The 24,720-nt window shown below is 74.3% G+C and carries 21 protein-coding genes; 14 read left to right on the top strand and 7 right to left on the bottom strand.

The window, feature by feature from the left end; all coding sequences use genetic code 11:
* Window positions 1-8: 8 nt before the first annotated feature.
* Complete coding sequence (locus tag ABD268_RS03925; RefSeq protein ID WP_344147861.1) at window positions 9-635, bottom strand: nitroreductase family protein; 627 nt, start codon at window positions 633-635, stop codon at window positions 9-11.
* 10 nt (window positions 636-645) lie between these two features.
* Here ABD268_RS03925 and ABD268_RS03920 point away from each other — a divergent pair, with 10 nt between their 5' ends.
* The 11 genes from ABD268_RS03920 to ABD268_RS03870 all read left to right on the top strand — a co-directional run bounded on the left by ABD268_RS03920 (window position 646) and on the right by ABD268_RS03870 (window position 12,349).
* Window positions 646-1,860, top strand: coding sequence for an allantoate amidohydrolase (locus tag ABD268_RS03920; RefSeq protein ID WP_344147859.1), 1,215 nt, complete (start codon window positions 646-648; stop codon window positions 1,858-1,860).
* Window positions 1,857-3,242 (top strand): formimidoylglutamate deiminase, encoded by a 1,386-nt coding sequence (locus ABD268_RS03915; protein ID WP_344147857.1) that lies wholly within the window; start codon window positions 1,857-1,859, stop codon window positions 3,240-3,242. The genes ABD268_RS03920 and ABD268_RS03915 overlap by 4 nt, the downstream gene beginning before the upstream one ends.
* Before the next feature lie 38 nt (window positions 3,243-3,280).
* A complete protein-coding gene (gene hutI / locus ABD268_RS03910) occupies window positions 3,281-4,447 on the top strand; it encodes an imidazolonepropionase (RefSeq protein WP_344147956.1) in 1,167 nt (388 codons plus the stop codon).
* Window positions 4,448-4,582: 135 nt separating this feature from the next.
* Window positions 4,583-4,723 (top strand): hypothetical protein, encoded by a 141-nt coding sequence (locus ABD268_RS03905; protein ID WP_344147855.1) that lies wholly within the window; start codon window positions 4,583-4,585, stop codon window positions 4,721-4,723.
* 33 nt (window positions 4,724-4,756) lie between these two features.
* Window positions 4,757-7,717, top strand: a complete 2,961-nt coding sequence (locus tag ABD268_RS03900; RefSeq protein WP_344147852.1) for a helix-turn-helix transcriptional regulator — start codon at window positions 4,757-4,759, stop codon at window positions 7,715-7,717.
* A 124-nt stretch (window positions 7,718-7,841) separates the two neighbouring features.
* The gene (locus ABD268_RS03895) at window positions 7,842-8,741 is read left to right on the top strand and encodes a ferredoxin family protein (RefSeq protein WP_344147849.1); all 900 of its coding nucleotides are present in this window, start codon (window positions 7,842-7,844) and stop codon (window positions 8,739-8,741) included.
* Window positions 8,738-9,055 carry a hypothetical protein gene (locus tag ABD268_RS03890; RefSeq protein WP_344147846.1) on the top strand — a complete coding sequence of 106 codons (318 nt, stop codon included), beginning with the start codon at window positions 8,738-8,740 and terminating at the stop codon, window positions 9,053-9,055. Before ABD268_RS03895 ends, ABD268_RS03890 begins: the two co-directional genes overlap by 4 nt.
* A gap of 62 nt (window positions 9,056-9,117) precedes the next feature.
* Complete coding sequence (locus tag ABD268_RS03885; protein ID WP_344147843.1) at window positions 9,118-10,188, top strand: cupin domain-containing protein; 1,071 nt, start codon at window positions 9,118-9,120, stop codon at window positions 10,186-10,188.
* Window positions 10,185-11,105, top strand: a complete 921-nt coding sequence (locus tag ABD268_RS03880) for a ferredoxin family protein (RefSeq protein WP_344147840.1) — start codon at window positions 10,185-10,187, stop codon at window positions 11,103-11,105. Before ABD268_RS03885 ends, ABD268_RS03880 begins: the two co-directional genes overlap by 4 nt.
* Window positions 11,106-11,168: 63 nt before the next feature.
* A complete protein-coding gene (locus ABD268_RS03875) occupies window positions 11,169-11,849 on the top strand; it encodes a response regulator (RefSeq protein ID WP_425573666.1) in 681 nt (226 codons plus the stop codon).
* A 95-nt stretch (window positions 11,850-11,944) separates the two neighbouring features.
* On the top strand, window positions 11,945-12,349 hold the full coding sequence (locus tag ABD268_RS03870) for a response regulator (RefSeq protein ID WP_344147837.1): 405 nt from the start codon (window positions 11,945-11,947) through the stop codon (window positions 12,347-12,349).
* On the opposite strand, the gene ABD268_RS03865 is transcribed toward ABD268_RS03870, so the two are convergent.
* Together ABD268_RS03865 and ABD268_RS03860 are read right to left on the bottom strand one after the other, a co-directional pair.
* Window positions 12,281-14,329 carry a hypothetical protein gene (locus tag ABD268_RS03865; protein ID WP_344147834.1) on the bottom strand — a complete coding sequence of 683 codons (2,049 nt, stop codon included), beginning with the start codon at window positions 14,327-14,329 and terminating at the stop codon, window positions 12,281-12,283. The genes ABD268_RS03870 and ABD268_RS03865 overlap by 69 nt on opposite strands.
* 1 nt (window position 14,330) lies before the next feature.
* Entirely contained in the window at window positions 14,331-15,650 is a 1,320-nt protein-coding gene (locus ABD268_RS03860; RefSeq protein WP_344147831.1) for a GAF domain-containing sensor histidine kinase, read from the bottom strand.
* Between the two features lie 245 nt (window positions 15,651-15,895).
* Between ABD268_RS03860 and ABD268_RS03855 the strand changes: the two genes are divergently transcribed.
* Window positions 15,896-16,654 (top strand): ABC transporter ATP-binding protein, encoded by a 759-nt coding sequence (locus tag ABD268_RS03855; protein WP_344147827.1) that lies wholly within the window; start codon window positions 15,896-15,898, stop codon window positions 16,652-16,654.
* A 5-nt stretch (window positions 16,655-16,659) separates the two neighbouring features.
* The gene (locus ABD268_RS03850) at window positions 16,660-19,206 is read left to right on the top strand and encodes an ABC transporter permease (RefSeq protein ID WP_344147824.1); all 2,547 of its coding nucleotides are present in this window, start codon (window positions 16,660-16,662) and stop codon (window positions 19,204-19,206) included.
* A gap of 47 nt (window positions 19,207-19,253) precedes the next feature.
* Here ABD268_RS03850 and ABD268_RS03845 read toward each other — a convergent pair whose 3' ends face one another.
* From ABD268_RS03845 to ABD268_RS03830, 4 genes are read right to left on the bottom strand one after another with little or no spacing between them, the layout of a single operon-like run.
* Window positions 19,254-19,634 (bottom strand): response regulator, encoded by a 381-nt coding sequence (locus ABD268_RS03845; RefSeq protein WP_344147821.1) that lies wholly within the window; start codon window positions 19,632-19,634, stop codon window positions 19,254-19,256.
* The gene (locus ABD268_RS03840; protein WP_344147818.1) at window positions 19,631-20,212 is read right to left on the bottom strand and encodes a hypothetical protein; all 582 of its coding nucleotides are present in this window, start codon (window positions 20,210-20,212) and stop codon (window positions 19,631-19,633) included. Before ABD268_RS03840 ends, ABD268_RS03845 begins: the two co-directional genes overlap by 4 nt.
* Window positions 20,205-20,723, bottom strand: coding sequence for a pyruvoyl-dependent arginine decarboxylase (locus tag ABD268_RS03835; protein WP_344147815.1), 519 nt, complete (start codon window positions 20,721-20,723; stop codon window positions 20,205-20,207). The genes ABD268_RS03840 and ABD268_RS03835 overlap by 8 nt, the downstream gene beginning before the upstream one ends.
* Window positions 20,716-23,244, bottom strand: a complete 2,529-nt coding sequence (locus tag ABD268_RS03830; protein WP_344147812.1) for an ATP-binding protein — start codon at window positions 23,242-23,244, stop codon at window positions 20,716-20,718. Before ABD268_RS03830 ends, ABD268_RS03835 begins: the two co-directional genes overlap by 8 nt.
* A 72-nt stretch (window positions 23,245-23,316) precedes the next feature.
* Between ABD268_RS03830 and ABD268_RS03825 the strand changes: the two genes are divergently transcribed.
* On the top strand, window positions 23,317-24,702 hold the full coding sequence (locus ABD268_RS03825; protein WP_344147809.1) for a cytochrome P450: 1,386 nt from the start codon (window positions 23,317-23,319) through the stop codon (window positions 24,700-24,702).
* The last annotated feature ends 18 nt before the right edge of the window (window positions 24,703-24,720 follow it).

Below are 24,720 nucleotides of genomic sequence, written 5' to 3'. Positions count from 1 at the left end.
GGCGCCGCCTACGCCGATGGACTGGTGGGGTGCCCCCACTGACCGCGATGGACGACCTCCTCCAGCGGCTTGCGCCGGCGCCGCGACGGCGAGCCGGCGGCGCCGGAGTCGTCGACGCGATGGCCCAGCGTGATCACGCCGACCGGGTCGAAGGCGTCCGGGATCCCGAACTCCGCCCGGACCGCCGTCTCGCGGTCGGGCGGGATGCCGAAGAAGCAGGAGCCGAGGCCCTCGTCGACCGCGGTCTGGAGGATGAGCAGGCTCGCCATCGCCGCGTCCATGTGCCAGAAGGGCATCGGCCACCGGGCCTCGTCCCGGTCCGTCCAGCCCTTGTCGGACTCGGCGTACCGCTGCAGGTAGGCCGCCTTGCTGGAGCACGGCACGATCACCACCGGCGCGCGCATCATGCCGGCCAGCCAGCTGTCCGGACGCTCGACGTCGTCGGAGGTGGCCCGCCACCAGCGGCGGACGTCCTCGGGGGTGTCGAGCAGCAGGAACGCCCAGCCCTGGCTGAAGCCCGCGCTCGGCGCGCGGGTGGCGTTGGCGAGCGCGCGGTCGACGATCCGCGGGTCGACCGGCGTCTCGGCGTAGTTGCGGATCATCCGACGGCGGCGGACGACGTCCTGGAACTCCATGGAGCGCAGCATGCCTGACGACTTCGAACGCATGTGGGCGGACCTCGCGCCGGTGGGCCGCTCCGCCGCCTCCGGCGGCTACTTCCGCCAGCCCTACCTCTCGGCCGAGACCGAGCTGCGCGCGTGGTTCGTCGCGCAGGCGCACGCCCGGGGGCTGCGCGTCGAGTCCGACCCGGTCGGCAACGTGGTGGCCTGGTGGGCCCCGTCCGGGGTCACCGGGCCGGGCGTGCTGACCGGCTCGCACCTGGACTCGGTCCTCGAGGGCGGGGCGTACGACGGGCCGCTCGGCGTGGTCTCGGCGCTCGCGGCGGTGGACGTGCTCCGGTCGCGCGGGTTCGTGCCGGCGCGGCCGATCGGGGTGTCGGTGTTCGTCGAGGAGGAGGGGTCGCGCTTCGGGCTGGCCTGCCTGGGCTCCCGGCTCGCCGCGGGGGCGGTGGCCTGGTCGGACGCGCTCGCGCTCCGCGACCGGGACGGTGTCTCGTTCGAGGACGCGCTGTCGGGCGCCGGCCTCGGCGCCGCGGCGTACGAGCCGTGGGACCTGGCCTCGACCGTCGGCTGCTTCGTCGAGCTGCACGTCGAGCAGGGACGCGACCTGGTCGACCGGGGCGCGGCGGTCGGGGTGGCGAGCGAGATCTGGCCGCACGGGCGCTACCGGTTCGACTTCACCGGGTCCGCGAACCACGCCGGGACCACCCGGATGGAGGACCGCGCGGACCCGATGCTGACCTACGCGATGACCGCCCTGGCCGCGAACAAGCAGGCGCGGCTGGTCGAGCAGCGCGCCACCTTCGGGCGGCTCGAGGTCGTGCCCAACGGGACCAACGCGATCCCGTCGCGGGTGACCGCGTGGCTGGACGCTCGCTGCTCGAGCGAGTCGGCGCTCGAGGCGCTGGTGGACACGATCTCCGGGCAGGCGCAGGACCGGGCCGACCGCGACGGGACGCTGCTCGAGGTGACCGCGGAGTCGGTGTCGTCGTCGGTCGCGTTCGATCCCGCGCTGGCCCGGTCGCTCGCGGCCGACCACGAGGAGGGTGACTGGCCGGTCATCCCGACCCAGGCCGGCCACGACGCGGGGATCCTGTCGGCGGCCGGGGTGCCGACGGCGATGCTGTTCGTCCGCAACCCCACCGGGATCTCCCACTCACCCGACGAGCACGCCGAGATCCCCGACTGCCTCGTCGGCGTCTCGGCGCTCGCGGACACGCTCGAGAGGCTGGCGCGGTGAGCGGCACGACGTACCTCCTCGAGCGTGCGTGGGTCGACGGCGCCGTGCGCGACGACGTGCTGGTCACGGTCGAGGACGGCGTGTTCTCGGCTGTTTCCCCTGCTGGCCGGGGAAACGGGGACTTGTCAGGGAGTACGCCACCTGACAAGTCCCACTTTCCCCGGCCAGCCGGGGAAAGTGTCCGCATCGCCGGCCTCTCCCTCCCCGGGCTGGCCAACTGCCACAGCCACGCCTTCCACCGGGCGCTGCGGGGGCGGACCCAGCGGGAGCGGGGGACGTTCTGGACCTGGCGCGAGCAGATGTACGCCGTGGCGGGGCGGCTCGACCCGGACAGCTACTTCCTTCTGGCGCGGGCGACCTACCGGGAGATGGCCGCCGCCGGGATCACCGGGGTCGGCGAGTTCCACTACCTGCACCACCAGCCCGACGGCGCGCCGTACGGCGAACCCAACGCGATGGGCCACGCCCTCGTCGAGGCCGCTCGCGAGGCCGGGATCCGGATCACGCTGCTCGACACCTGCTACCTCAGCTCCGGTTTCGGCCGGCCCGTCGAGGGCGTGCAGGTCCGGTACGCCGACCGGGACGCGGACGCCTGGGCGGAGCGGACGGCAGAGCTGGACAAGCTCGGAGGACGCGAGGACGGCGTCGTGGTCGGTGCCGCGGTCCACTCGGTGCGGGCCGTGCCGCGCGACCAGCTCGGCACCGTCGCCCGGGCCGCCCACGGGCGGCCGCTGCACGTCCACCTGTCCGAGCAGGTCGCCGAGAACGACGCGTGCCTCGCGGCGTACGGCGTCACCCCGACCCGGCTCCTCGCCGACGCCGGGGTCCTCGGTCCCCGCACGTCCGCGGTGCACGCGACCCACCTGAGCGGTGACGACGTCCGGCTGCTGGGGGAGACCTGCACCCGCTCCTGCTTCTGCCCGACCACCGAGCGGGACCTCGGCGACGGCATCGGCCCCAGCCGCGACCTCCACGACGCCGGCAGCCCGCTCACGCTGGGCAGCGACAGCCACGCCGTGATCGACCTGTTCGAGGAGATGCGGGCCGTGGAGCTCGACGAGCGGCTCGCCACCCGGGCGCGCGGGCACTGGACGGCCGCCGAGCTGCTCGAGGCCGCGACCGCCACCGGCCACGACAGCCTCGGCTTCTGGGACGCGGGGCGGATCGCGGTGGGCAGCCGCGCCGACCTGGTCACGCTCGACACGACGACGCCGCGCACCGCCGGCACCGGCGCCGACGAGAACACCGCCGTCTTCGCCGCCTCCGCCGAGGACGTGAGCCAGGTGATGGTCGACGGGCGGGTCGTCGTACGACGCGAGGACCGGGCCGCGATCGGCCGCGAGCTCGACGACGCGATGGATGCGATCTGGAGGGAGAGGTAGTGGTCTCGACAAGCTCGACCACCGAAGGCGGACGCTCGATCAGCGAGGGGTTCAGCACGCTGATCACGAACATCGGCGAGCTGGTCACCAACGACCCCGGGGCCGCGGACCTGCTCGGCGTGGTCGAGGACGCCGCGCTGGTCGTGGAGGGCAGCGCGGTGGCCTGGGTGGGCCGCGCGGCCGACGCGCCGGCCGCGGACGAGCGGGTGGACGTCGGCGGCCGGGCGGTGCTGCCGGGCTTCGTCGACAGCCACAGCCACCTCGTCTTCGCCGGCGACCGGGCCCAGGAGTTCGCCGCCCGGATGGCGGGGGAGAGCTACGCCGCCGGCGGCATCCGCACCACGGTCGCCGCGACCCGGGCCGCCACCGACGAGCAGCTGACCAGCCACGTGGCCCGCCTCGTCGCGGAGATGCGGGCCCAGGGGACGACCACGGTCGAGATCAAGAGCGGCTACGGGCTCAGCGTGCGGGACGAGGCGCGCAGCCTCGCGGTGGCCCGCCAGTTCACCGAGGAGACCACGTTCCTCGGCGCCCACGTGGTGCCGGAGGGCGTCACGCCGGAGGAGTACGTCGCGCTGGTCACCGGCCCGATGCTGGAGGCCGCGGCGCCGTACGCGCGCTGGGTCGACGCCTTCTGCGAGCGCGGTGCCTTCGACGCCGACCAGGCGCGCGCGGTGCTCGAGGCGGGCGCGGCCCGCGGGCTGCGCGGGCGGCTGCACGCCAACCAGCTCGGCCCGGGACCCGGCGTACGCCTGGCCGCGGAGCTCGGCCTGGTCGCGGTGGACCACTGCACCTACCTCGAGGACGCGGACGTCGACGCGCTGCGCGAGTCCGGCACGATCGCGACGCTGCTGCCGGGCGTGGAGTTCTCCACCCGGCAGCCGTACCCGGACGCGCGCCGGCTCCTCGACGCCGGCGTGCGGGTCGCGCTGGCCAGCGACTGCAACCCCGGCTCGTGCTTCACCAGCTCGCTGCCGCTGTGCATCGCGCTGGCGGTGCGGGAGATGGGGATGACCCCCGCCGAGGCCGTGCACGCCGCGACCTCCATGGGGGCCCGGGCCCTCGACCGGGAGGACGTCGGGGTGCTGGTCCCGGGTCGCCGGGCGGACCTGATGATCCTCGACGCCCCCACCCACGTGCACCTCGCCTACCGCCCCGGCGTACCCCTCGTGCGCGGGGTCTGGCTGGCCGGCCGGCCGCTCTGAGCGAGTCCCGGGCGGGCCGGCGGCTAAGGCACCTGCGGCGCCACCTCAGGTGGAGATAAGGCAGTTGCCCGATGTGGGCGGCTACCTCAGACGGCGATTCTCGTCTCACCAACGAGGAGCTGAGGAGCCCACACCATGCACGAGTCCACCCTTCCCTTCCTGCAGTCCGAGCTCGAGTACCGCACCGCACGCCTCAAGGCCGCGGCCGGTGGCAAGCGCCGGCACCGCGTCTCCTGGGTACGACGGGGGGCCGGGTCCGGCGACAGCCACCGCTGATCCACCCGGATCGACGAAACCATGGTGAATCCGGTGGACGCGCACGAGATCATGGACGGCGTGGCGACCCACACGAGCCAGGTCCTGGTCGGACGAGACGCCGAGCTTGCGGAGATCGCTTCGCTGCTCGGCGTCCGTCCTGTCTCCGGGCAGGGGCCGTCGGCGGTGCTGCTCTCCGGTGACGCCGGCGTCGGCAAGACCCGGCTGCTCACCGAGCTGCGCGACCTCGCGTTCACCGAGGGCTGGCAGGTCTTCGCCGGCCACTGCCTCGACTTCGGCGACAGCGCGCTGCCGTACCTGCCCTTCTCCGAGGTCCTCGGCCGGCTCGCCGCGGACCTGCCCGACGTGGTCGACACCGTCGCCGCCGCGCACCCCTCGCTGGCCCGCCTCCAGCCCGGCCGACGCGTGCTCGGCGCCCCCGACGGCTCCACCGGCACCGAGGCCGCCGCCCTCGACCGCGCCGACCTGTTCGAGGCCGTGCACGTCCTGCTCGAGGCCGCCTCGGCCAAGGCGCCGCTGCTGCTGGTCATCGAGGACGCGCACTGGGCCGACCAGTCGACGCGCGACATGCTCAGCTTCCTCTTCTCCCGGCCGTTCCTCGGCCCGGTCGGCCTGGTCGCGTCGTACCGCTCCGACGACCTGCACCGCCGGCACCCGCTGCGCCGCCAGGTCGCCGAGTGGTCCCGCATCCGCGGCGTCGAGCGGGTCCAGCTGTCGCCGCTGACCGCGCCGGACGTCCGGATCCTCATCTCCGAGCTCCACGCGGACGCCCTCGACGAGTGCGAGATCGCCGACATCGTCGACCGCGCCGAGGGCAACGCGTTCTTCGTGGAGGAGCTCGTCGGCGCCGCCTCGGGGCCGGGCCGTTGGGTGCCCGACGACCTCGCCGACGTCCTCCTGGTCCGGCTGGACCGCCTCGACGACGCCGCCCGGCAGGTGGTCCGGGTCGCCAGCGTGGCCGGCCGCAAGGTCTCCCACGAGATGCTGACCGCCGCCTCCGGGCTGCCGGCCACCGCGCTCGACGACGGCCTGCGCCGGGCCGTCGAGATGAACGTCCTGGTCGCCGGCCAGGGCCACTACTCCTTCCGGCACGCCCTGCTCGGCGAGGCGGTGTACGACGACCTGCTGCCGGGCGAGCGGGTCCGTCTCCACGCGGCGTACACCGAGTCCCTGCGCAGCGGCGCCGCCCGCGGGACGGCGGCCGAGCTGGCCCGGCACGCCCGGCTGGCCATGGACCTGCCGACCGCGCTGGCCGCGTCGGTCCGCGCCGGCGACGAGGCCACCGCGGTGGGCGGCCCGGACGAGGCCGCGCAGCACTACGAGCAGGCGCTCGAGCTGCTGGCCGACCCCCGGCGCGGCGAGGAGTGGGACGGGGACCTGTCCAAGCTGGTCGCCAAGGCCGCCGACGCGCTGATGGCCAGCGGGCACCCGATCCGGGCCGCCGCCCTGGTCGGCGAGCAGCTCGAGCGGCTCCCGGCCGACGCGCCGCCGGCGTACCGGTCCCGGATGCTCTCCGCGCGGGCCACCGCCCTCGTGGCCATGGAGACCGACGAGGACGCGGTCGCGATCTCGCGCGAGGCCGTCGACCTCGCCCCCGAGGGCGCGAGCGGCCTGCGGGCGAAGGTCCTGGCCGTGCACGCGCGGATCCTGTCGAACCACGGCCGCTTCGAGGAGGCCCAGGCCTATGGGCTGGAGGCCCTCGGCCTCGCCGAGCGGCTCGACCTGCCCGAGCTGGCCTCCGAGGCGATCACCACGCTCAGCGTCCTGAAGAAGGCCGGGCCCAAGGAGACGCTCCGCTCCGCCCTGGAGGACGCTGTCGCCCAGGCGCAGCGCGCCGGCGCCCTGCACGCCGAGCTGCGCGGGCGCTGGCTGCTCGGCCGCTCCTACGAGGACTGGGCGGAGTTCGACGAGACCGAGCGCTGGTTCCGCAGCGCGATGGACCGCGCGGTGGACGCCGGTGTGCCGTGGGCGCCGTTCGCGTTCGAGTCCCGCTGGCAGCTCTCCTGGGTGAAGCTGGTGCGCGGCGAGTGGGACGAGCTGCTGGCGCTCGCCGACGTCACCGGTCAGTCGCCGCCGGCGATCTCGCGGGCCCTGCTCGACAGCGTGCGGCTGTACGCCGAGGACGGGCGCGGCGCGGACGTGGCCGCCGAGGCCGCCGCCCTGCGCCGGTTCTGGCGCAAGGAGGGCGCGATCGCGATCCACTCCGCCGCCGTGGAGATGCTCCAGGCCGGCCGCCGGGACGACGCGGCCGCCGCGGTCCGGATCTACGACGACGTCGTCGGGGTCCTCGGCGAGATCTGGCACCCCTGGTTCAGCGCCCGCATCCGGCTGGCCGCGGTCGCCGTCGGGGCGGTGGCCCAGGCGATGCCGCACCTCTCCGCCGCCGAGCGGACGGCGTACGCCGGTCACGTGGACCGCCTGCACGCCGAGGGTCACGTCGTGCTGGACCGCTACAGCGACCCGTCCGGCTTCTGGGGCCCCGAGGGGCGAGCGTGGACGAAGCGGCTGGACGCCGAGACGCTGCGGGCCCGCTGGCTGGCCGGCGTGGACGCCCCGCCGCTCGAGGCGCTGGTCGGCACCTGGCGCGAGGCGGAGACCCTCTTCGAGGACTTCGGGGACGTGCACGAGCTGGCCCGGGTGCGGGTGGCGCTGGCCGCGATCCTGCGCGCGACCGGGGACCAGGCCGCCGCGCGCGTGGTGGCCGACGCCGCCCGCGAGGCCGCGCACCGGCTGGGTGCCCGCCCGATCCTCGACGAGCTCCGCGAAATCGGCAGCGCCCCGGCCCGCGGCGACGCCGCCTCGGACGCGCTGACGGCGCGGGAGCGCGAGATCCTCGCGCTGGTGGCCGAGGGGCGGTCCAACGGCGAGATCGGCAAGCAGCTCTTCATCAGCGCCAAGACGGTGAGCGTCCACGTCTCCAACATCCTCGGCAAGCTGGGCGCGGCCGGGCGCACCGAGGCGGCCGCCATCGCCCGCCGCCGGGGCCTCGTCTAGCCCTCCGGCCCACCGCCGCGCCGGGCGGCAACCTCGCGGTCGGAACACACCTCTCCGGGTTGATCGAACGTTCGATCAACCCGGAGAGGTGTGTCCGGAGAGGGCGGGCAGGCACAATCGCGGGGTGACCGAGGAGTTCCGCTGCGCCGCCGCGAGCCTGCGCGACGCCGAGCCGATGGTGGGCACGGCGCCGGAGGACGGCACCTGGTTGTTCGTGGAGGAGCCCGGCCCGTGGGGCCGCAAGGCCGTCGCCGAGAGCCGGCTCCCCGAGGACGTCCGCGCGTTGCTCGACGGGATCGAGGACGTGCGCGTGCAGCTGGTCCGCCGGCACGGCGGCGTCTCCGGACCCGGTGTCCGCGTCTTCGCCGCCCACCTCGCCCCGACGCCGCGGGTATGGACGACCGTGCTCGACGACGTGCGTGACCTGCCGGCGCTCGACGTCGCCGGGCTGCGCGACGGCGCGCCCGACCTCACGTCGTACGACGGGCCGCTGTGGCTGGTCTGCACCAACGGTCGCCGGGACCGCTGCTGCGCGGAGACCGGCCGTCCGGTCGCCGCGGCCCTCGCGGCGCGCTGGCCCGAGGAGACGTGGGAGACCACGCACCTGGGTGGGCACCGCTTCGCGGGCACCCTGCTCGCGCTGCCGTCCGGCGTCGCCCTGGGCCGGCTGGACGCGGGCTCCGCGGTGACGGCCTGCAAGGAGCTCGAGGCCGGGCGGTTGCCGACCGAGACCGTGCGCGGCCGGGCCGGTCGGCCGGCGGTCGCCCAGGTGGCCGAGCTGCACGCCCGAGCCGAGCTGGGGCTGGACCGGCTCGACGCCGTCCGGGTGGGCTCGGTGGACGGCGACACGGTGGTGCTCACCGCCGGTGACGACGTCTGGGCGGTCGAGGTCGGGCGCACCCCGACCGAGCTACGGCGGCAGAGCTGTGCGGACCTGTCGACCAAGCCCGGCTGGGAGTACCACGTGCGGTCATGGGTACAACTGAGCCGAGTGACACCACCCCGGACCCAGGAGGACGCATGACGACCACGCCCGAAGAACCCCTCAACGACGACGACATGACGACCGTCCCGGGCGGCGACCCGCAGGTCGGCCTGGGCGGCGGCGACGCGGACGGCACCGACGCGGACGGCACCGACGGTGACGCCGCCGACAGCACCGACGGCGACGCCAGCGACTCGGACGGCACGGACTCCGACGGCACGGACGGCGACGCGACCGACACCACCGACGGCGACGCCAGCGACGGTGACGCGGACGGCACGGACTCGGACGGCACCGACTCCGACGGCACGGACGGCGACGCGACCGACACCACCGACGGGGACGCGTCCTGAGCGCACTCGACCTCCTCAGCGGCGACGCCCAGACCTTCCTCGCGAAGGTCTGGGCGTCACGCGTGCACCTGCACCGCACCGACCCGCAGGACCTGGTCGGGCTGCTCTCGCTCGACGACGCCGACCAGCTCCTCACCTCCAGTGCGATCCGCGCCCCGAGCATCCGGCTGGCCCGGGACGGCGCGGTGCTGCCGGAGTCGTCGTACACCCGGCGCGCGACGCTGGCGGGCAAGCAGCTCACCGGCCTGGTCGACGCCCGCAAGGTGCTGGCCCTCTTCGACGACGGCGCGACCGTGGTGTTCCAGGGCCTGCACCGCTACTGGCCGCCGCTGACCCGGCTGGTCGCCGAGCTCGAGCTCGAACTCGGCCACCCGTGCCAGGCCAACGCCTACCTGACCCCGCCCGGTGCGCAGGGGTTCGACGTCCACTCCGACGCCCACGACGTCTTCGTCTTCCAGACCGCCGGGTCCAAGCAGTGGGAGGTGCACACCGCCGACGGGGTCGAGGACGTCGTCCTGGAGCCGGGCCTGGCGATGTACCTGCCCACCGGCACGCCGCACGCCGCCCGGGCCCAGGAGACCGTGTCGCTGCACGTGACGCTCGGGATCAACCAGCTGACCTGGCGCGGGCTCGTCGAGCGCAGTGTCCGGGCCGTGCTGGACGGGGTCCCCGACGTCCACCTGCCTGCCGGCTACCTCGACGAGCCCGACGTGCTGGCCGACGAGCTGGGCCGCCGGTTGGAGGAGGTCGCCGCGAGCATCCGCGACCTCGACGCCAGCACCGCGGTCCGGGACGAGGTACGCCGGTTCCTCACCGGCCGCAGTCCGCGCCTGCCCGGTGGCCTCCGCGACGTCCTCGCCGTCCGGGACCTCGACGACGACACTCCGCTGCGCCGCCGGCCGGGGCACCCGTGCGTGCTCCACGACCGCGGCGACCGGCTGGAGGTGCTGCTCGGCGACCGCTCCCTGGACGTCCCGGGACGGCTCCGGCCCGCCCTCGACGAGGTCCGCGCCCGGCCCCGGCTGACCCCCGCCGACCTCGCCGGGCACCTCGACCCGCAGAGCCGGCTCGTGCTGTGCCGGCGGCTCGTCCGCGAGGGCCTGCTCGAGGTCGTGGCCGAAGGCCCGGCGTGAGCCACCCCGGCCCGGCGCCGGGCGACCCGGGCTTCCGGTGCGCCTCGGCCAGCCTGCTGCGCGACGAGCCGGTGGGCGGCACCGCCTCGACCGTGCGTGCCTTCCTGCTGCTCGAGCACCCCGGCCCCTGGGGCGTCGACGCGCTCCTCGACGCCCGGCTGCCCGACGGGCTCGGGGCGCGGCTGCGCGCGGCCGCCGCGGAGGCCGGGGTCCGGGTCCTGCTGGTGCGCCGGTCCGGTGCCCGGCCCACCGGCGACGACCCGTGGATCTTCGCGGCCCACGCCGACCCGCACCGGCCCCGGCTGGAGGGGGGCCGGGTCTCCGACCTCGCCGAGGCGCTCGACCTCGACCTCGCCGGGCTGCGGGCCGGCCGCCCCAGCGGGCTGCCGGCGTACGACGGCTCGGTGCTGTGCGTGTGCACGCACGGACGGCACGACGCCTGCTGCGCCGAGCGCGGCCGGCCGGTGGCCCGGGCGCTCGCGCAGGCCCACCCCGAGGAGACCTGGGAGGTCTCGCACATCGGCGGCGACCGGTTCGCGGGCAACGTCCTGGTGCTGCCGCACGGCCTCTACTACGGCCGCCTCGACCCGCCCTCGGCGCTCGCCGTCGCCGGGTCCCACCTGACCGGGCACCTCGACCTCGACCACCTGCGCGGCCGGTCCGGCCACCCGATGCCGGTGCAGCACGCCGAGCTCGCGCTGCGCCGCGAGCTCGCCGAGACCCGTCTCGACGCGCTCACCCTCACCGCCCGCTCGGCCGCAGACGGCGTCACCGAGGCGGTCTTCGACGTCGCCGGTGCGTCGTACGCCGTGCGGGTGCGCACCACCCGCGGTCCCGACGTCGAGCGGCTCACCTGCCGCGCCGGCCGCGACAACCCGGTCCCGCGGCACGAGCTGCTCGGGATCCACCGACGCTGAGCGGCCTCCAGCAGGGCGTTCCGACCGGGAGGGGCCCGGCACCCGGAGGCCTACAGTGAGGTCATGGGCGTGCGTGTCGTCTTCGCCGACGACAACTACCTGGTGCGCGAGGGCGTGGCGGGCCTGCTGACCGAGGCTGCGGAGGTCGAGCTGGTCGCCACCGCGGCCGACCCCCAGAGCCTCCACCAGGCCGTGGCGACGCACCGGCCCGATGCCGTCCTCACCGACATCCGGATGCCGCCGACCTTCACCACCGAGGGCATCGACGCCGCCAAGCGGATCCGGGCGGAGTTCCCCGAGACCGGCGTCGTGGTGCTCTCGCAGTACGTCGAGGAGGACTACGCCTTCGAGCTGCTCTCCGACGGCGTGGCCGGCCTCGGCTACCTGCTCAAGGAGCGGGTCTCCCAGCTCGACGACCTGGTCCGGGCCCTGTACGACGTGGCGCGCGGCGGCTCGGCCCTCGACCCGTTGGTCGTCGAGGGGCTGCTCGACCGCAGGGCCCGGGAGTCGAGCTCGGCGCTGACCGCGCTGACCGGGCGCGAGCGGGAGGTGCTCCAGGAGCTGGCGACCGGTCGCAGCAACGCCGCGACCGCCAAGAGCCTCTTCATGAGCGAGCGGGCCGTGGAGAAGCACGTCGGCTCGGTGTTCCAGAAGCTCGGCCTGGTCAACGAGTCCGAGGTGAACCGCCGGGTGATGGCGGTGCTGGCCTACCTCGAGGCCACCGGCGGCCCGACGAGCCGGTGACCCGGGCGGTGAGCGGGAAACCCCCGGCACCGGTACGGGCAGCACCCTGCCGTGCGCCCGGTCCCCGGGAGACGATGGCCCCGAGGAGGTGCCGGGTGCCGGAGATCCGCGTCCTGGTCGTCGATGACCAGGAGCCGTTCCGTCGGGCGATGGCGACCGTCGTCGAGGAGACCGACGGGTTCGTCGTCGTCGGCTCGGCCGCGTCGGGGGAGGAGTCGCTGGTGGCCGCGGCGGAGCTGGCGCCGCAGCTGGTCCTGATGGACGTCCACCTGCCCGGCATCGACGGCCTCGAGGCGAGCCGTCGGTTGAGCCTCGCGGCGGAGCCGCCGGTCGTGGTGCTGCTCTCGACCTACGACGAGGACCAGTTCGACCTGTCCGGGTCCGGCGCCGCGTCGTACCTCGCCAAGGCCACGTTCGGCCCGGACCGCCTCTCAGAGGTCTGGTCGGCCGCCCGCCACCAGCTCGTGCGGCGCGAGCTCGACGCCCGCGGGGACCCGTAGCACCAGCACCCGGCCCCGCGCGGACAGCGAGCCGCCGGCGGCCTCGACCCGGTCGACGATGTCCTGCACGTCGACCCGTTCCGCGGTGGCTCCCCGCACCGTCAGGACCAGGTCGGGACCGTCGGCGCCGAGCTCGACGGAGTCCGGGGCCGGGGCCGCGGCCGCGGCCCGGGTGGCGCACGCGTACACGGCCGCCTCCACCCGCGCGGGGAAGCGCACCCCGGCCACCGCGGGGTCGACCACGAGGGCCGTCGGCTGCCCGCCGCGGGTGAGGTGGGAGCGGAGCGCCGGCTCGATGCCGGCCCTCGCGAGCTGGGCCGGGAAGACCCCCCGCGTCAGCTCGCGCAGGGACTCGAGCGCGGCGTTGACCGAGGTGATCAGCTCCTCGACGGCCTCGGCCGAGACGTCTCCGGCGGACCCGGCACGGGAGAGGCCCTCGGCGACCCCGACGAGGTGCGACAGCACGTCCCGCGAGATCGCCGCCTCCAGGGTGCGGCGCACCGCGTCGTCAGCCTCCACCACTCGCGCCCTCGACCCGGCCAGCTCCCGCGTCGTCCGGTCCAGCTCGGCGACGTGCCCGGACAGCTGGGTCTCCAACGCGAGGTTGCGGAAGGCGACCGACGTCTGGTCGGCCAGCGCCCGGAGCATCCGCTCGTCGGCCGGCCGGAGCCGGCGGCCCCGGGGGATGGCGACCTCGATGGTGCCCAGGGCGGGCCCGTCCCCGTCGCCGCCCACCGCGACCGCGTAGGTGTCGGTGGCCGCCGGGGCGTCCTCCCCCCACGTGCCGACCGCGCCGGTGACCGGGAGGGACAGCGTCACGACGGCCCGGCGGGCGGCGAGCGCCTCCCCGGCCGCCGCGGCGACCGCGGGGAGCAGGGTGCGGGCGGACGGCGTCTCGGAGATCCGCCGGCTGAACTGCGAGAGCTCCTCGTAGGGCTGGGCGCGCGAGCCGTAGGCGAGCCGGTTCGCCAGCCTTACGACGCGACGTCGTACCGGCTGGAAGGCGACCGCGACCAGTGCCGTGACCAGCAGCGAGACCCAGAACCGGTCCGTCTGCCGGTCGGCGAGCTTGCCGATCGCGACGACCAGGGTGGTGTAGCCGATCGCCGCGAACGTCGTCGCGGCGGCGAGCACGACGGTCCGGTTGATGATCACGTCGAGGTCGTAGAGCCGGTAGCGGAGCACCGCCACCGCGAAGAGGATCGGCAGGAAGAAGTAGGAGACGAACAGCGGTACGCCCGCCAGCCAGGTCTGGTGGCCGCCGTTCAGCAGCTGCACCACGAGCAGGAAGGCGATACCGATGGCGATCATCGCCGCGGACAGGGCGATCAGCCGGAGCTGCTGGCGCTGCTCGCCCCGGCTCCGGCGCAGCCGCTGCAGCATGGAGACGACCGAGGCGACGAGGCCGCCGCTGATCGCGACGAACCCGAGCGTCAGCATGAGTCCCCGGACCGGGCCCATGTCCTCCGACTGCACCTGCAGGCGGAAGGAGGCCGGGCTCGCCGACGCGATGGCGGTGAGGCAGAGCAGGGCCCCGAGCCCGGTCACCCAGGCGGCGTACCGCCACCGACGGGAGACGAGGTGGCCGTCGGGGGCCAGCAGGAACATCAGCGCCATGCCGGCGATCGCGAGCTGGCCGCCGAGCAGTGCGGAGATCCAGCTGGAGACCCCGCCGAGGCTCGCCGAGCCGGGGCCGTCGGCCTCCTGCACCCAGTACGCGTAGGACTCGGTGAGCAGGGAGACCGAGCCGGCCGCCCCGACGAGGTTGAGCAGCCATCCGATCGGGTGCCGGTCGTAGCGGGAGATGATCAGGGCGCCCATCACCGCCGAGCCCAGCACCGCTCCGTGGACGAACGGGAAGCCGTGCACGGCGACGGCGGTCTCCGACGCCAGCGCCACGGACTGGGCGGCCACGAGCGCGTCGACGGCCACCAGGGCGAGGGTGACGCCGGCCAGGGCCCAGGCGATCCGGGGCAGCATCTCAGGCACCGTCCCCTGCGGCCACGAGCGACGACGGGAGGGGCGTCGTCGGGCCTGTCGCGGGGAGCACCACCGTCGTGCGCGTGCCCCGCCCCGGAGCCGACTCGGTGCGCACCCGCCCGCCGACCGCCTCGGCGCGGTCACGGATGTTCGCCAGGCCCGCACCCGGCGGGGTGGACGTCGGGTCGAAGCCGGACCCGTCGTCCGCGACCGTGAGTGTCAGCGTGTCCCGCTCGCCCAGCAGGTCGACCCGGACCTCCGAGGCACCCGAGTGCTTGGCGGCGTTCTGGAGGGCCTCCAGGCAGCAGAAGTACGCCGCCGACTCGACGCCGGACGAGTACCTGCCGACCCCCCGCGTGGTCAGCCGGACCGGGATCGGGCTCGTCGTGACCGCGGCGTCCAGCGCCACCACGAGCCCCCCGTCGACCAGGCGCGGTGGGTAGATCCCGCGGGAGAGCCGGGCGAGCGTGTCGATGGCCTCCGCAGCGGCCCGCTCCTGGTCGGCCAGCAGCTCACGGGCCCGGTCCGGGGACCGGGCCAGGAGGGTGTGGGCGAGCCGGAGGTTCACGGCCAGGGCGACGAGGTGCTGCTGGGCGCCGTCGTGGATGTCACGCTCGAGCACCCGGCGCCGCTCGTCCTGGACGTCGACCAGCCGTTGTCGCGAGGCCCGGAGCTCCTCGGCCCGCCACGACAGCTCGGCGAGGCGGCGCTCGAGCTCGGCGCGCAGCCGGACGCTGCGCAGCACGAGTCCGGCCTGGCTGGCCAGGCCGGCGAAGAGGCGTTGCTCGACCGAGGTCAGCGGCGCGTGCTCACGCTCCTGGACCACCAGGACGCCGAGCAGCTCACCGCCGTGGCGCACGGGCAGCTGACGCCGCCCCGGAGCGTCGTCGTCCTGGGGGTCGGGATCCCCGGCAGCGGGTGCCCGCGTCGCTCCCGGTGGCCACGTGGCCGCCAGCGTCGGCCGGTCCGCGACCACGAGCCAGACCTGCGACCACTCGGCCCCGGTGCCCTCGGCCAGCACCTGCGACATCCGGACCGGCAGCTCCTCGGCGGGGTACCTGCCGGACACGGTCGTCGAGAAGTCCCGCAGCACGTCGTACGCCGGCGGCGTGCCGTCGTGCGCGGCCCGGGCCGCGAGCCGCTTCAGCCGGGTCTGCACCGGGTCGAACGCGAGCGCGACCACCGCCGTGGCGAGCACCGAGAGCGTGAGGTCGGGGGAGGAGGTGTGGCCGACGAGCGCGCCGCCGCCGAGCACGACCGCGACGTACACGAGCAGCACGAACCCGGTGAGGCCGGCCAGCTCGAGGGCCGCGGCCCCCACCTCGCGTCGCCTCCGGAGGCGCCATCGTGGCAGCCAGGTCACCTCTGCAGTGTGCGCGCATCCGGCACCGGGTGGGAGGGGCCTGCCCGAACCCCCCGGGGTGGGGCCGGCCGCACGATCGCCCGGCGACTCCGGGCGGACAGCGCCCCGGGACGTGTGCCCAGCCCGATCGGCACGGGCCCCGAGATCGCGTGTGCTGGTGGCGTGCCCCGGTCCGGGGCCCCCGACCCCCAGGAGAACAGCTCATGTCCGTCATCACCAGCACCCCCCGCATCTCGAGCGCCACGGCGGCGCGCGTCGAGGGCGTCACCAAGCTCTACGGCAGCGGCGACGCCGCCGTCGTGGCCCTCGACGACGTCAGCGTCGGCCTCGGGCAGGGTCACTTCACCGCCATCATGGGCCCCTCGGGCTCCGGCAAGTCCACGCTCCTGCACGTGCTCGCTGGCCTCGACCGGCCGTCCTCGGGCGAGGTCTTCCTCGGTGACACCGAGATCACCGGGCTCGGCGACAAGCGGCTGACGATGCTGCGCCGGGACCGGATCGGGTTCATCTTCCAGTCCTTCAACCTGCTCCCGACCATGACCGCGGCGGAGAACATCGTCCTCCCGCTGCGGATCGCGGGCCGCAAGCCGGACCCGGACTGGGTCGATTCGATCGTCGCCACGGTGGGCCTGAGCGGCCGCCTCTCCCACCGGCCGGCGGAGCTGTCCGGCGGTCAGCAGCAGCGGGTCGCGGCGGCCCGGGCCCTCGCCTCCCGCCCCGACATCGTCTTCGCCGACGAGCCGACCGGCGCCCTGGACTCGACGTCGGGCGCCGAGCTGCTCGGCTTCCTGCGCACGGCCGTGACGGACCTCGGGCAGACCGTCGTCATGGTCACCCACGACCCCACGGCGGCCAGCTACGCAGACCGGGTCATCTTCCTCGCCGACGGCCGGGTCGTCGACGAGATGCACGCGGCGACCGCCGACGAGGTCCTCGACCACATGAAGCACCTAGGAGCCTGATCGTCATGTTGACTGCCACTTTCCGCAGCGTGGTGGCGCACAAGCTGCGCTTCCTCCTGACCGCGGCGTCGATCGCGCTCGGGGTCGCCCTGCTGGCCGGGACCCTCATCCTGACCAACACCATGGGGCTGGCCTTCGAGCAGCTGTTCGGCAAGATCGGGTCCGGCACCGACGCGGTGGTCCGCACCGAGGCGCCGTACTCCGCGACCGAGGGCGTCGGCACCACCCGGGGCCCGATCAAGGCCTCGGTGCTCGACCGGGTCAGCCAGGTCGACGGCGTCCGGGCGGCCGAGGGGTCGGTCAGCGGCTACGCGCTGCTCACCGACAACGACGGCCACGCCATCACCACCAACGGCGGCGCCCCCACCAACGGCTACAGCATGCCGGCCGACGAGGACCTCCGCGGCGACGTCGAGCTGCTCTCCGGCAGCGCGCCGACCAACGCGCACGAGGTCGCCATCGACGCCACCAGCGCCGAGAAGAACGACATCGCGCTCGGGTCGACGATCGACGTGCTGCTCCAGGAGTCGACGCGTCCGTTCACCGTCGTCGGAACCGTCGGCTACGGGGACGGGGTGAAGGACCTCGGCGGCACCACGTCGGCGTACTTCGACACCGCGACCGCGCAGAAGGTGCTCGGCAACCCGGGGACGTTCGACTCCATCGACGTCAGCGCCGAGCCGGGCGTGTCCCAGACCGAGCTGGCCAGCCGGCTGTCGGCCGTGCTGCCCCAGGGCACCGAGGCCGTGACCGGTGCGACCGTCGCGCAGGAGAACGCCGACGCGACCAAGGCGAACTTCTCCATCGTGGGCATCGTCTTCGGGGCCTTCGCCGGCATCGCCCTGTTCGTGGGCTCGTTCATCATCTGGAACACGTTCACGATGACGGTCTCCCAGCGGTCCCGGGAGATCGCCCTGCTCCGGGCCATCGGCGCCCGCCGTCGCCAGGTCATGACCAGCCTGCTGGTGGAGGCCCTCGTGCTCGGGGTCGCGGCCTCCGCGATCGGCCTGGGCCTCGGTCTCGCCGTCGCGAAGGGCCTCAAGGCCCTGATGGACGCGGTGGGGCTCGCGCTGCCGTTCACCGCGCTGCAGGTCCCGGCGAGCGCGATCTGGCTCTCGTTCCTGGTCGGCACGGTCGTCACCGTGGTCGCCAGCCTGGTCCCGGCCCGGCGCGCCACCAAGGTGCTGCCGGTCGAGGCGCTGCGTGAGTCGACGCCGGGTGCCGAGAAGCCGTCCCGGCGCCGTGCCCTCCTCGGTGTGGCCGTGCTCGGTGCCGGTGCCGGCGGGATGCTGGCCAACCTGTACGGCGGCGCCAGCTTCAAGGTCTTCGGGCTCGGGCTGCTCGCGACGATGGTCGGCGTGATGCTCGCGCTGCCGAGCGTGGTGCGGCCGCTCGCGTCGGTGGTGGCGGCTCCGCTGCGGATGCGCGGCATGGCGGGCGAGCTGGCCCGGCAGAACGCGACCCGCAACCCGCGGCGTACTTCGGCGACGGCCGCGGCGCTGATGATCGGCCTCACCCTGGTCGTGAGCATGGGGGTCTTCGCCTCGTCCCTGAAGGCGTCGTTCAGCGACGTCATCTCGGACGACGTGAACGCGGACCTCTTCGTCGTCACCTCGAGTGCCCAGGCACCGGGCTTCAGCCCCGCGGTCCTCGGCGCGGTCGACGGGGTGGCGGGCGTGGACAAGGTGTCGCCCAGCGGCTGGGGCGAGGCCCGCTTCGACGGACACGGCTCGAGCTTCTCGTCGGTCGACCCGGCCACGGCCTCGCAGATCATGGGCATCGACGTCTCCCGTGGCTCGGCCGCGGACCTCGGCAAGGACGGGATCGTCGTGGCCGAGTCGGCCGCGAAGAAGCACGGCTGGCAGGTCGGCGACACGATCACGGCGGACTTCGCCGCGAGCGGTGAGCACAACCTCCACGTCGTCGGGCTGTACGACGGGAAGGGCTGGATCGGCGACGACTACGTCCTGAGCATCGCCGAGCAGAACGCGTTCGCGGGTCCCCAGCTGGTCTCGGCGGCCTTCCTGACCCTCGAGCCGGGCGCCGACCAGGCGCAGGTCCAGGACGCGGTCACGGCCGCGCTGGGCGACCACCCGGACGCCAAGGTGGTGGACCAGGCCGGGTTCGAGAAGGAGGCCAGCGGGTTCATCGACCAGCTGCTCACCTTCGTGACCGTGATGCTGCTGCTGGCCGTCGTGATCGCCCTGCTGGGCATCGTGAACACGCTGGCCCTGTCGGTCTTCGAGCGCACCCGCGAGCTGGGCCTGCTCCGGGCGGTGGGTATGACCCGCGGCCAGGTCCGCGCGATGGTCCGGTGGGAGTCGGCGGTGATCGCGCTGATCGGCGCCGTCAGCGGGGCGGCGCTCGGCATCGGCATCGGGCTGGCCCTGTCGCAGGCGCTCAAGGACGAGGGGATCAAGGCGATCTCGATCCCGGTCCTGCAGGTCACGATGTACGTCGTGCTGGCCGCGGCGGCCGGCGTGGTGGCCGCGATCGGGCCGGCGCGGTCCGCCGCCAAGGTCGACGTCCTCCAGGCGGTGACCACGGAGTGACCTCCGCGATGACGACCCGGCGGAGGCCCCGCCGGGTCGTCACGGCGTCAGCTGGTCCAGCCGAGCATCCGGGAGACCTCCGCGTGCAGCCCCATCGGGTCGAACGGCTTCGCGATGACACCGCTGATCGCGAGCTCGTCCCACTCCTGACGCTCACCGGCCAGCACCTTGGCGGTGAGCAGGATGACCGGGATGTCCCGGGTCGTCTCGTCGCCCTTCAGGTGCCGCAGCGTCGTGGGGCCGTCCATCTCGGGCATCATCACGTCGAGCAGCACGGCGTCCGGCCGGTGCGCCCGGGCCAGCTCGAGCGCGGCCACGCCGCCGTCGGCGGCGATCACCTGCCAGCCGGCGACGACCTCCAGGGCCAGCTGGGTGATCTCGCGGACCGAGTCGTCGTCGTCGACGACCAGGACGGTGGGGACGGTCATCCTCGCCCCGCCCGGGAGCCGTGGAACGTGCCGGCGTAGTACGTCTGCCGGTCGATCGGGGCGACGGTGACGTCGGAGCAGCCGTGCAGGATCCGTTCGATGTTGGCGTTGAGCCCCAGCACCTCGTCGTTGAACGCGCAGATGTCCCACGCGCACACCGCGCGCTCGGCGACCAGGAGCTCCACGATCCGCTCGACCATGGCCCGGAAGATCCGCGTCTGGCGGCGCTGGCGGTGGACCAGCGTGAACCCGAGGTAGTAGACCGCGCGGCGTGCGCTGTGCTCGGGGTAGTGGTGGGCGAAGTAGCCCGGGCTGATCCAGGGCACCGTCTCGAGGTCGGCGGTCAACGTGGACATGCCGATCGCCTCGCCGGCGTCGTCCCACGCGACGTACTTGTGGACCCGCGGGTCGCGCATCTCCTCCAGGAACTCGTCCTCGCGCAGCAGCTGGCGGGCCACGGCCTTGGTCTCCAGGGCGCCGAAGGTCTCGCGGTAGAGCCGGTAGTACGTCGCCGCGGTGCCCGCGTCGACCTCGGTCTCGACCGAGATGGGGACGGTGTCGACGGACTGCTCAAGCACCGGGCCCCCAGGGGGAGACCTCGTAGGCGGCGATCGCCAGTGCGCAGGCGGGCCGGTCCACGTAGTGCGCGGAGGCGGTGACGGTCTGCACCGGGCCGTAGCCGCCGCCGCGGTTCCTGGTCAGGTCGTCGAGCGAGAGCTCGATCTGCTCTCGCAGCGACTCCTCGCTGCCGGCGGTGTGCTCGACGAACAGCCCCTTCCCGGTCTCGTCACAGACCCAGCCGAGACCCGCCCACACCGTCTCGCCGGGGTGCTCCGCGTGCGCCGCGGCGAGGACGCAGTAGAGCCGGTCGCCGTGGCCGCCCGGCAGCACGGTGTCCACGAGCCGGATCCGGCTGCGCGGCGGGATCACCGACGACAGCGTGACCAGGTTGAAGTTGGCGACCCCCGCGGTCAGCAGGGCGTGGTCGAAGGCGGACAGCTTGGTGTGTCCCTGCCCCGAGCCCGTCCTGATCGTGATGTCCGGTCCTGCCTGGTCCTCCACTGCTACTGCCTCCCGAGTGTCAGTCACGCGTGTGTCCCTGCTGCCAGCCGGCGGTGGCGCCGATCAGTCCCACCAGTCTCTCGCGCAGCTCCTCGGGGCTGACCCGCCCCTTGGTCAGGAACGCGGTGGGGCCCAGCTCGAGCGCGGCGCGCCGGTCGGGGGCGACGTCGGCGGCGCTGTAGACGACCAGCGGCATCTCCCGCAGGTCGCGGTCGCGGCGGAGCTCGGCGACCACCTCGGCGCCGTCGCCGTCCGGGAGCTCGAGGTCGAGCACCAGGGCCCGGGGGCGCCGCTCCCGGGCCCGGGCCACGGCCTCGGCGGCGGTGGCGGCATGGAGCACGTCCAGGCCGGACTCGACGAGCAGCGCGGTGATGACCCGCGCGAGGTCCGCGTCGTCCTCGACGAGCAGGACCGACCCCTCCCGGGGACCGGCATCCTGCCGTCCGCCCGCGGTCAGCGCCGGTGCGCTCGGCAGCGTGAACAGGACGGTGGTCCCGGAGCCGAGCTCGCTCTCGGCCCAGATCCGCCCGCCGTGGCGCTCGACGATCCCGCGGCTGATGGCCAGGCCCAGGCCGGTGCCGCCCTTCTCCCGGGCGTCGGAGGAGTCGACCTGCTCGAACCGCTCGAAGACCGTCTCGAGCTTGTCCTGCGGGATGCCCCGGCCCCGGTCGGCCACCCGGAACAGCACGTGGTCCGCTCGTTCGGTGGCGTCGAGGACCACGACCGACCCGGCCGGGGAGTACTTGATCGCGTTGCCGAGCAGGTTGGTCAGCGTCTGCATGATCCGGTCCTCGTCGGCCAGCACACGACCCGAGCAGGCCCCGACCTCGACCCGGACCCTCGTCGGGGACGCGAGGCCCTCGATGGACGTGGCCGCCTGGTGCAGCAGCTCGCAGGCGTCGAGGGTCGCGATCTCCATCGGCCGGGTCCCGGCCTCGATGCGTTCGATGTCGAGCAGGTCGTTGATCAGGCGGGTGAGCCGCTCGCTGCTCTGCAGCGCGATCCCGACCAGCGAGTCCGCGCGCGGCGGCAGCTCGCCCAGCTTGCCGCCGGCCAGCAGGCCCAGCGACCCGCGGATCGAGGTGAGCGGGGTGCGCAGCTCGTGGCTGACCACGGAGAGGAACTCGTTCTTCATCCGCTCCACCTCGCGCCGCTGGGTGACGTCGCGGAACACGACGACCGCGCCGCGGACCTCGTCGTCGTCGACCAGCGGGGAGGCGGTGATCTCGACCGGGAAGGTCTCGCCGTCGGCCCGGACGTAGACGTCCTCCTCGGCGCTGGCCACCATGCCGCTGAGGATCGCGTCGGTGATGTAGCAGCCCGACCACGGGAACGGCATGCCGTCGTCGTCGGGGGCGTGGAACGCGTCGTGGGCGCGGCGGCCGTGCAGCTGCGCGGGGTCGTACCCCAGCGCCGAGGCCCCCGACGGGTTGATGAACGTGACCCGGCCGTCGTGGTCGACGCCGTAGATGCCGTCGCCGACGGAGGTGAGCAGGACCTCGTTCTGGCGGGCCAGCCGGCTCAGGTCGGCGGTCTGCTCCCGGACCCGGCGTTCGAGCCCGCGGCGCAGCGTGGCGTTGTCGGCGGCGAGCAGCATCTGCCGGGTGCCGGCCGCGAGGATCAGCACCAGCCAGAGCGCGGACTGGGTGCCGGGGAGGTGGCCGCCGGGGCCGAAGACGACCTGGACGACGCCGGCCGTCAGGAGCACGCCGAAGACCACGATGGTGCCGCGGGCGTCCGACGCGCCGCCCTCGGGATGCGGGGCGGCCCCGTCGGCCTGGTCGCTGGGGTACCACGCGGCGAGGCCGATGAGGAGGTAGCCCGCGATCCACCCCAGGTCGAGGGTGGTGCCGAAGTGGAACCGGTCCTGGGCGGCCAGCACCGCGAACGCGAGGTCCGCGACGGCGTACATGAGGAAGCCGCCGGTGACGAGGCCGAGCGCCGGCCGGTCGGGGCCCGACGTACGCAGGATCAGGAGGATGGCCACGGTGGCGAGCACGACGTCGAGCACCGGGAACAGCAGGGCCGTGGAGCGGGAGGCGAGGTCGTCGGTCACCGAGTCGAGCAGCTCGGAGTAGACGAGGACCGAGGCGATCACGAGGACCGCGCTGCCGGCGACGAGCCCGTCGAGCGACATCAGCAGCTGGTCGATGCCACGCCGGCGCACGCTCGGGAAGCTGAGCAGGCCGGCGATGGAGAGCATCAGCGCCAGCGCGATGCTGCCGTTGCCGATCGAGCTGGGCGAGGCCACCGGGTCGGCGCCGGAGACCGTGACCCAGATGTTGCCGGCCACCGCGACCAGGCCGGCCGCCATGAGCAGCCGCCACGAGCGCTGCCGCCGACCGCGGGTCTGGGCGGCCCGGACGGCGCAGCTGACGGCAGCAAGGACGCCGGCGAGGAGCAGCCCGAGGCCGCTGACGGACTGCCGCACGGCCAGGGAGAAGGTGGGTTCGAGGAGTAGCGCGAACGTCGCGGCGAGGGCGAGGGCGAGGGGGACGGCGAACGCGAAACGGCGTCGCTGCGACGCCAGCGACACCGAGCTGCCCATGGCCGGGGACGCTACAGGAGCGGGCGGTCACGACGGGGGACGAACGGCTTGACGTACTCGTAGTATGTGAGCATGGCCACGATCGAGCAGGACGTCGACCAGCTGACCGCGCAACGCTTCCGGCGGATGAGCTTCCTCGGGGGCGGGTCCCTGCCGCCGGTGGACACGGCCGGCCTGCCGCCCGGTCCGAGGTGGCCGGTGCTCGTGCAGAGCGCCGGACTGCTGCGGTTCCGGCACTGGTTCCACCCCTACCTGCACCGCAGGTACGGCGACGTCTTCACGGTGCGGCTGGTCCCCGGTGGCCGGCCGCTGGTGTTCTTCACCCGCCCCGAGCACGCGAAGGAGATCTTCGCCGGCGACCCGGAGGTGTTCCATGCCGGCAAGGCCAACGCGATCCTCGGCCCGATCATGGGCGAGCACTCGCTGCTGCTGCAGGACTCCGGTGAGCACAAGCGGGCCCGCAAGCTGCTGATGCCGGCGTTCAACGGGCATGCGCTGCGGGGGTACGAGGAGCTGGTCACCGGGCTGGCGCGCGACGAGGTCGGCCGCTGGTCACCGAGCCGGGAGTTCCGGGCCCTGGACCGGATGAACGCGCTGACCCTGGAGGTGATCCTGCGGGTGGTCTTCGGCGTCACCGACGAGGCCCGGCTGGCCGAGCTCCGGCCGCGGGTCAACGCGACCGTCGACATCAGCCCGGCCGTGCTGCTGGGCTGGGGCTACCCGAAGCTGCAGCGGTTCGGTCCCTGGAAGCGGACCGTGCAGAACCAGCACGAGCTCGACCGGCTGATCTACGCCGAGATCCGCGAGCGGCGCCGGGCCCCCGACCTCGCCGAGCGGACCGACGTGCTCTCCCGGCTGATCCTGGTCCGCGACGGGGCGGACGGCACCGACGCGCTCGACGACACCGAGCTGCGCGACCAGCTGGTCACCCTGCTGCTGGCCGGGCACGAGACCACCGCGACGGCCCTGGCCTGGGCGCTGCACGAGCTCGGCCGCCACCCGGACCTGCTCGCCCGCTCCCGGGAGGCGGCCCGGACCGGCGACGACGCCTGGTTGGAGGCGGTGCTCAAGGAGTCGATGCGGCTGCACCCGGTCATCCCGATGGTGGTGCGGACGCTGATGAAGCCCGCGACCGTCGGTGGCTGGGACCTGCCGGCCGGCGCCACCGTCGGGCCGTCGATCATCATCAGCCACGGCCGCGAGGACAACCATCCCGACCCCGAGGTCTTCCGGCCGGAGCGCTTCTGCGGCCAGAACCCGCCCACCAACACCTGGATCCCCTTCGGCGGCGGCGTGCGTCGCTGCATCGGCGCGGGGTTCTCCCTGATGGAGGGGGTGGCCGTGCTGCGCGAGGTCCTCACGGCGTACGGCGTCACCGCCGTCGGCGACGACCGGCCCCGGGTCCGCAACATCACCAGCGTGCCGCGGCGCGGGGCCCGGATCCGCGTGACCAGGTAGTCGGGCCGGCACTTTCCT

The organism is Nocardioides koreensis, from assembly GCF_039531775.1.
Classification (GTDB): domain Bacteria; phylum Actinomycetota; class Actinomycetes; order Propionibacteriales; family Nocardioidaceae; genus Nocardioides; species Nocardioides koreensis.
This window is presented reverse-complemented; position numbering and strand designations above follow the sequence as displayed.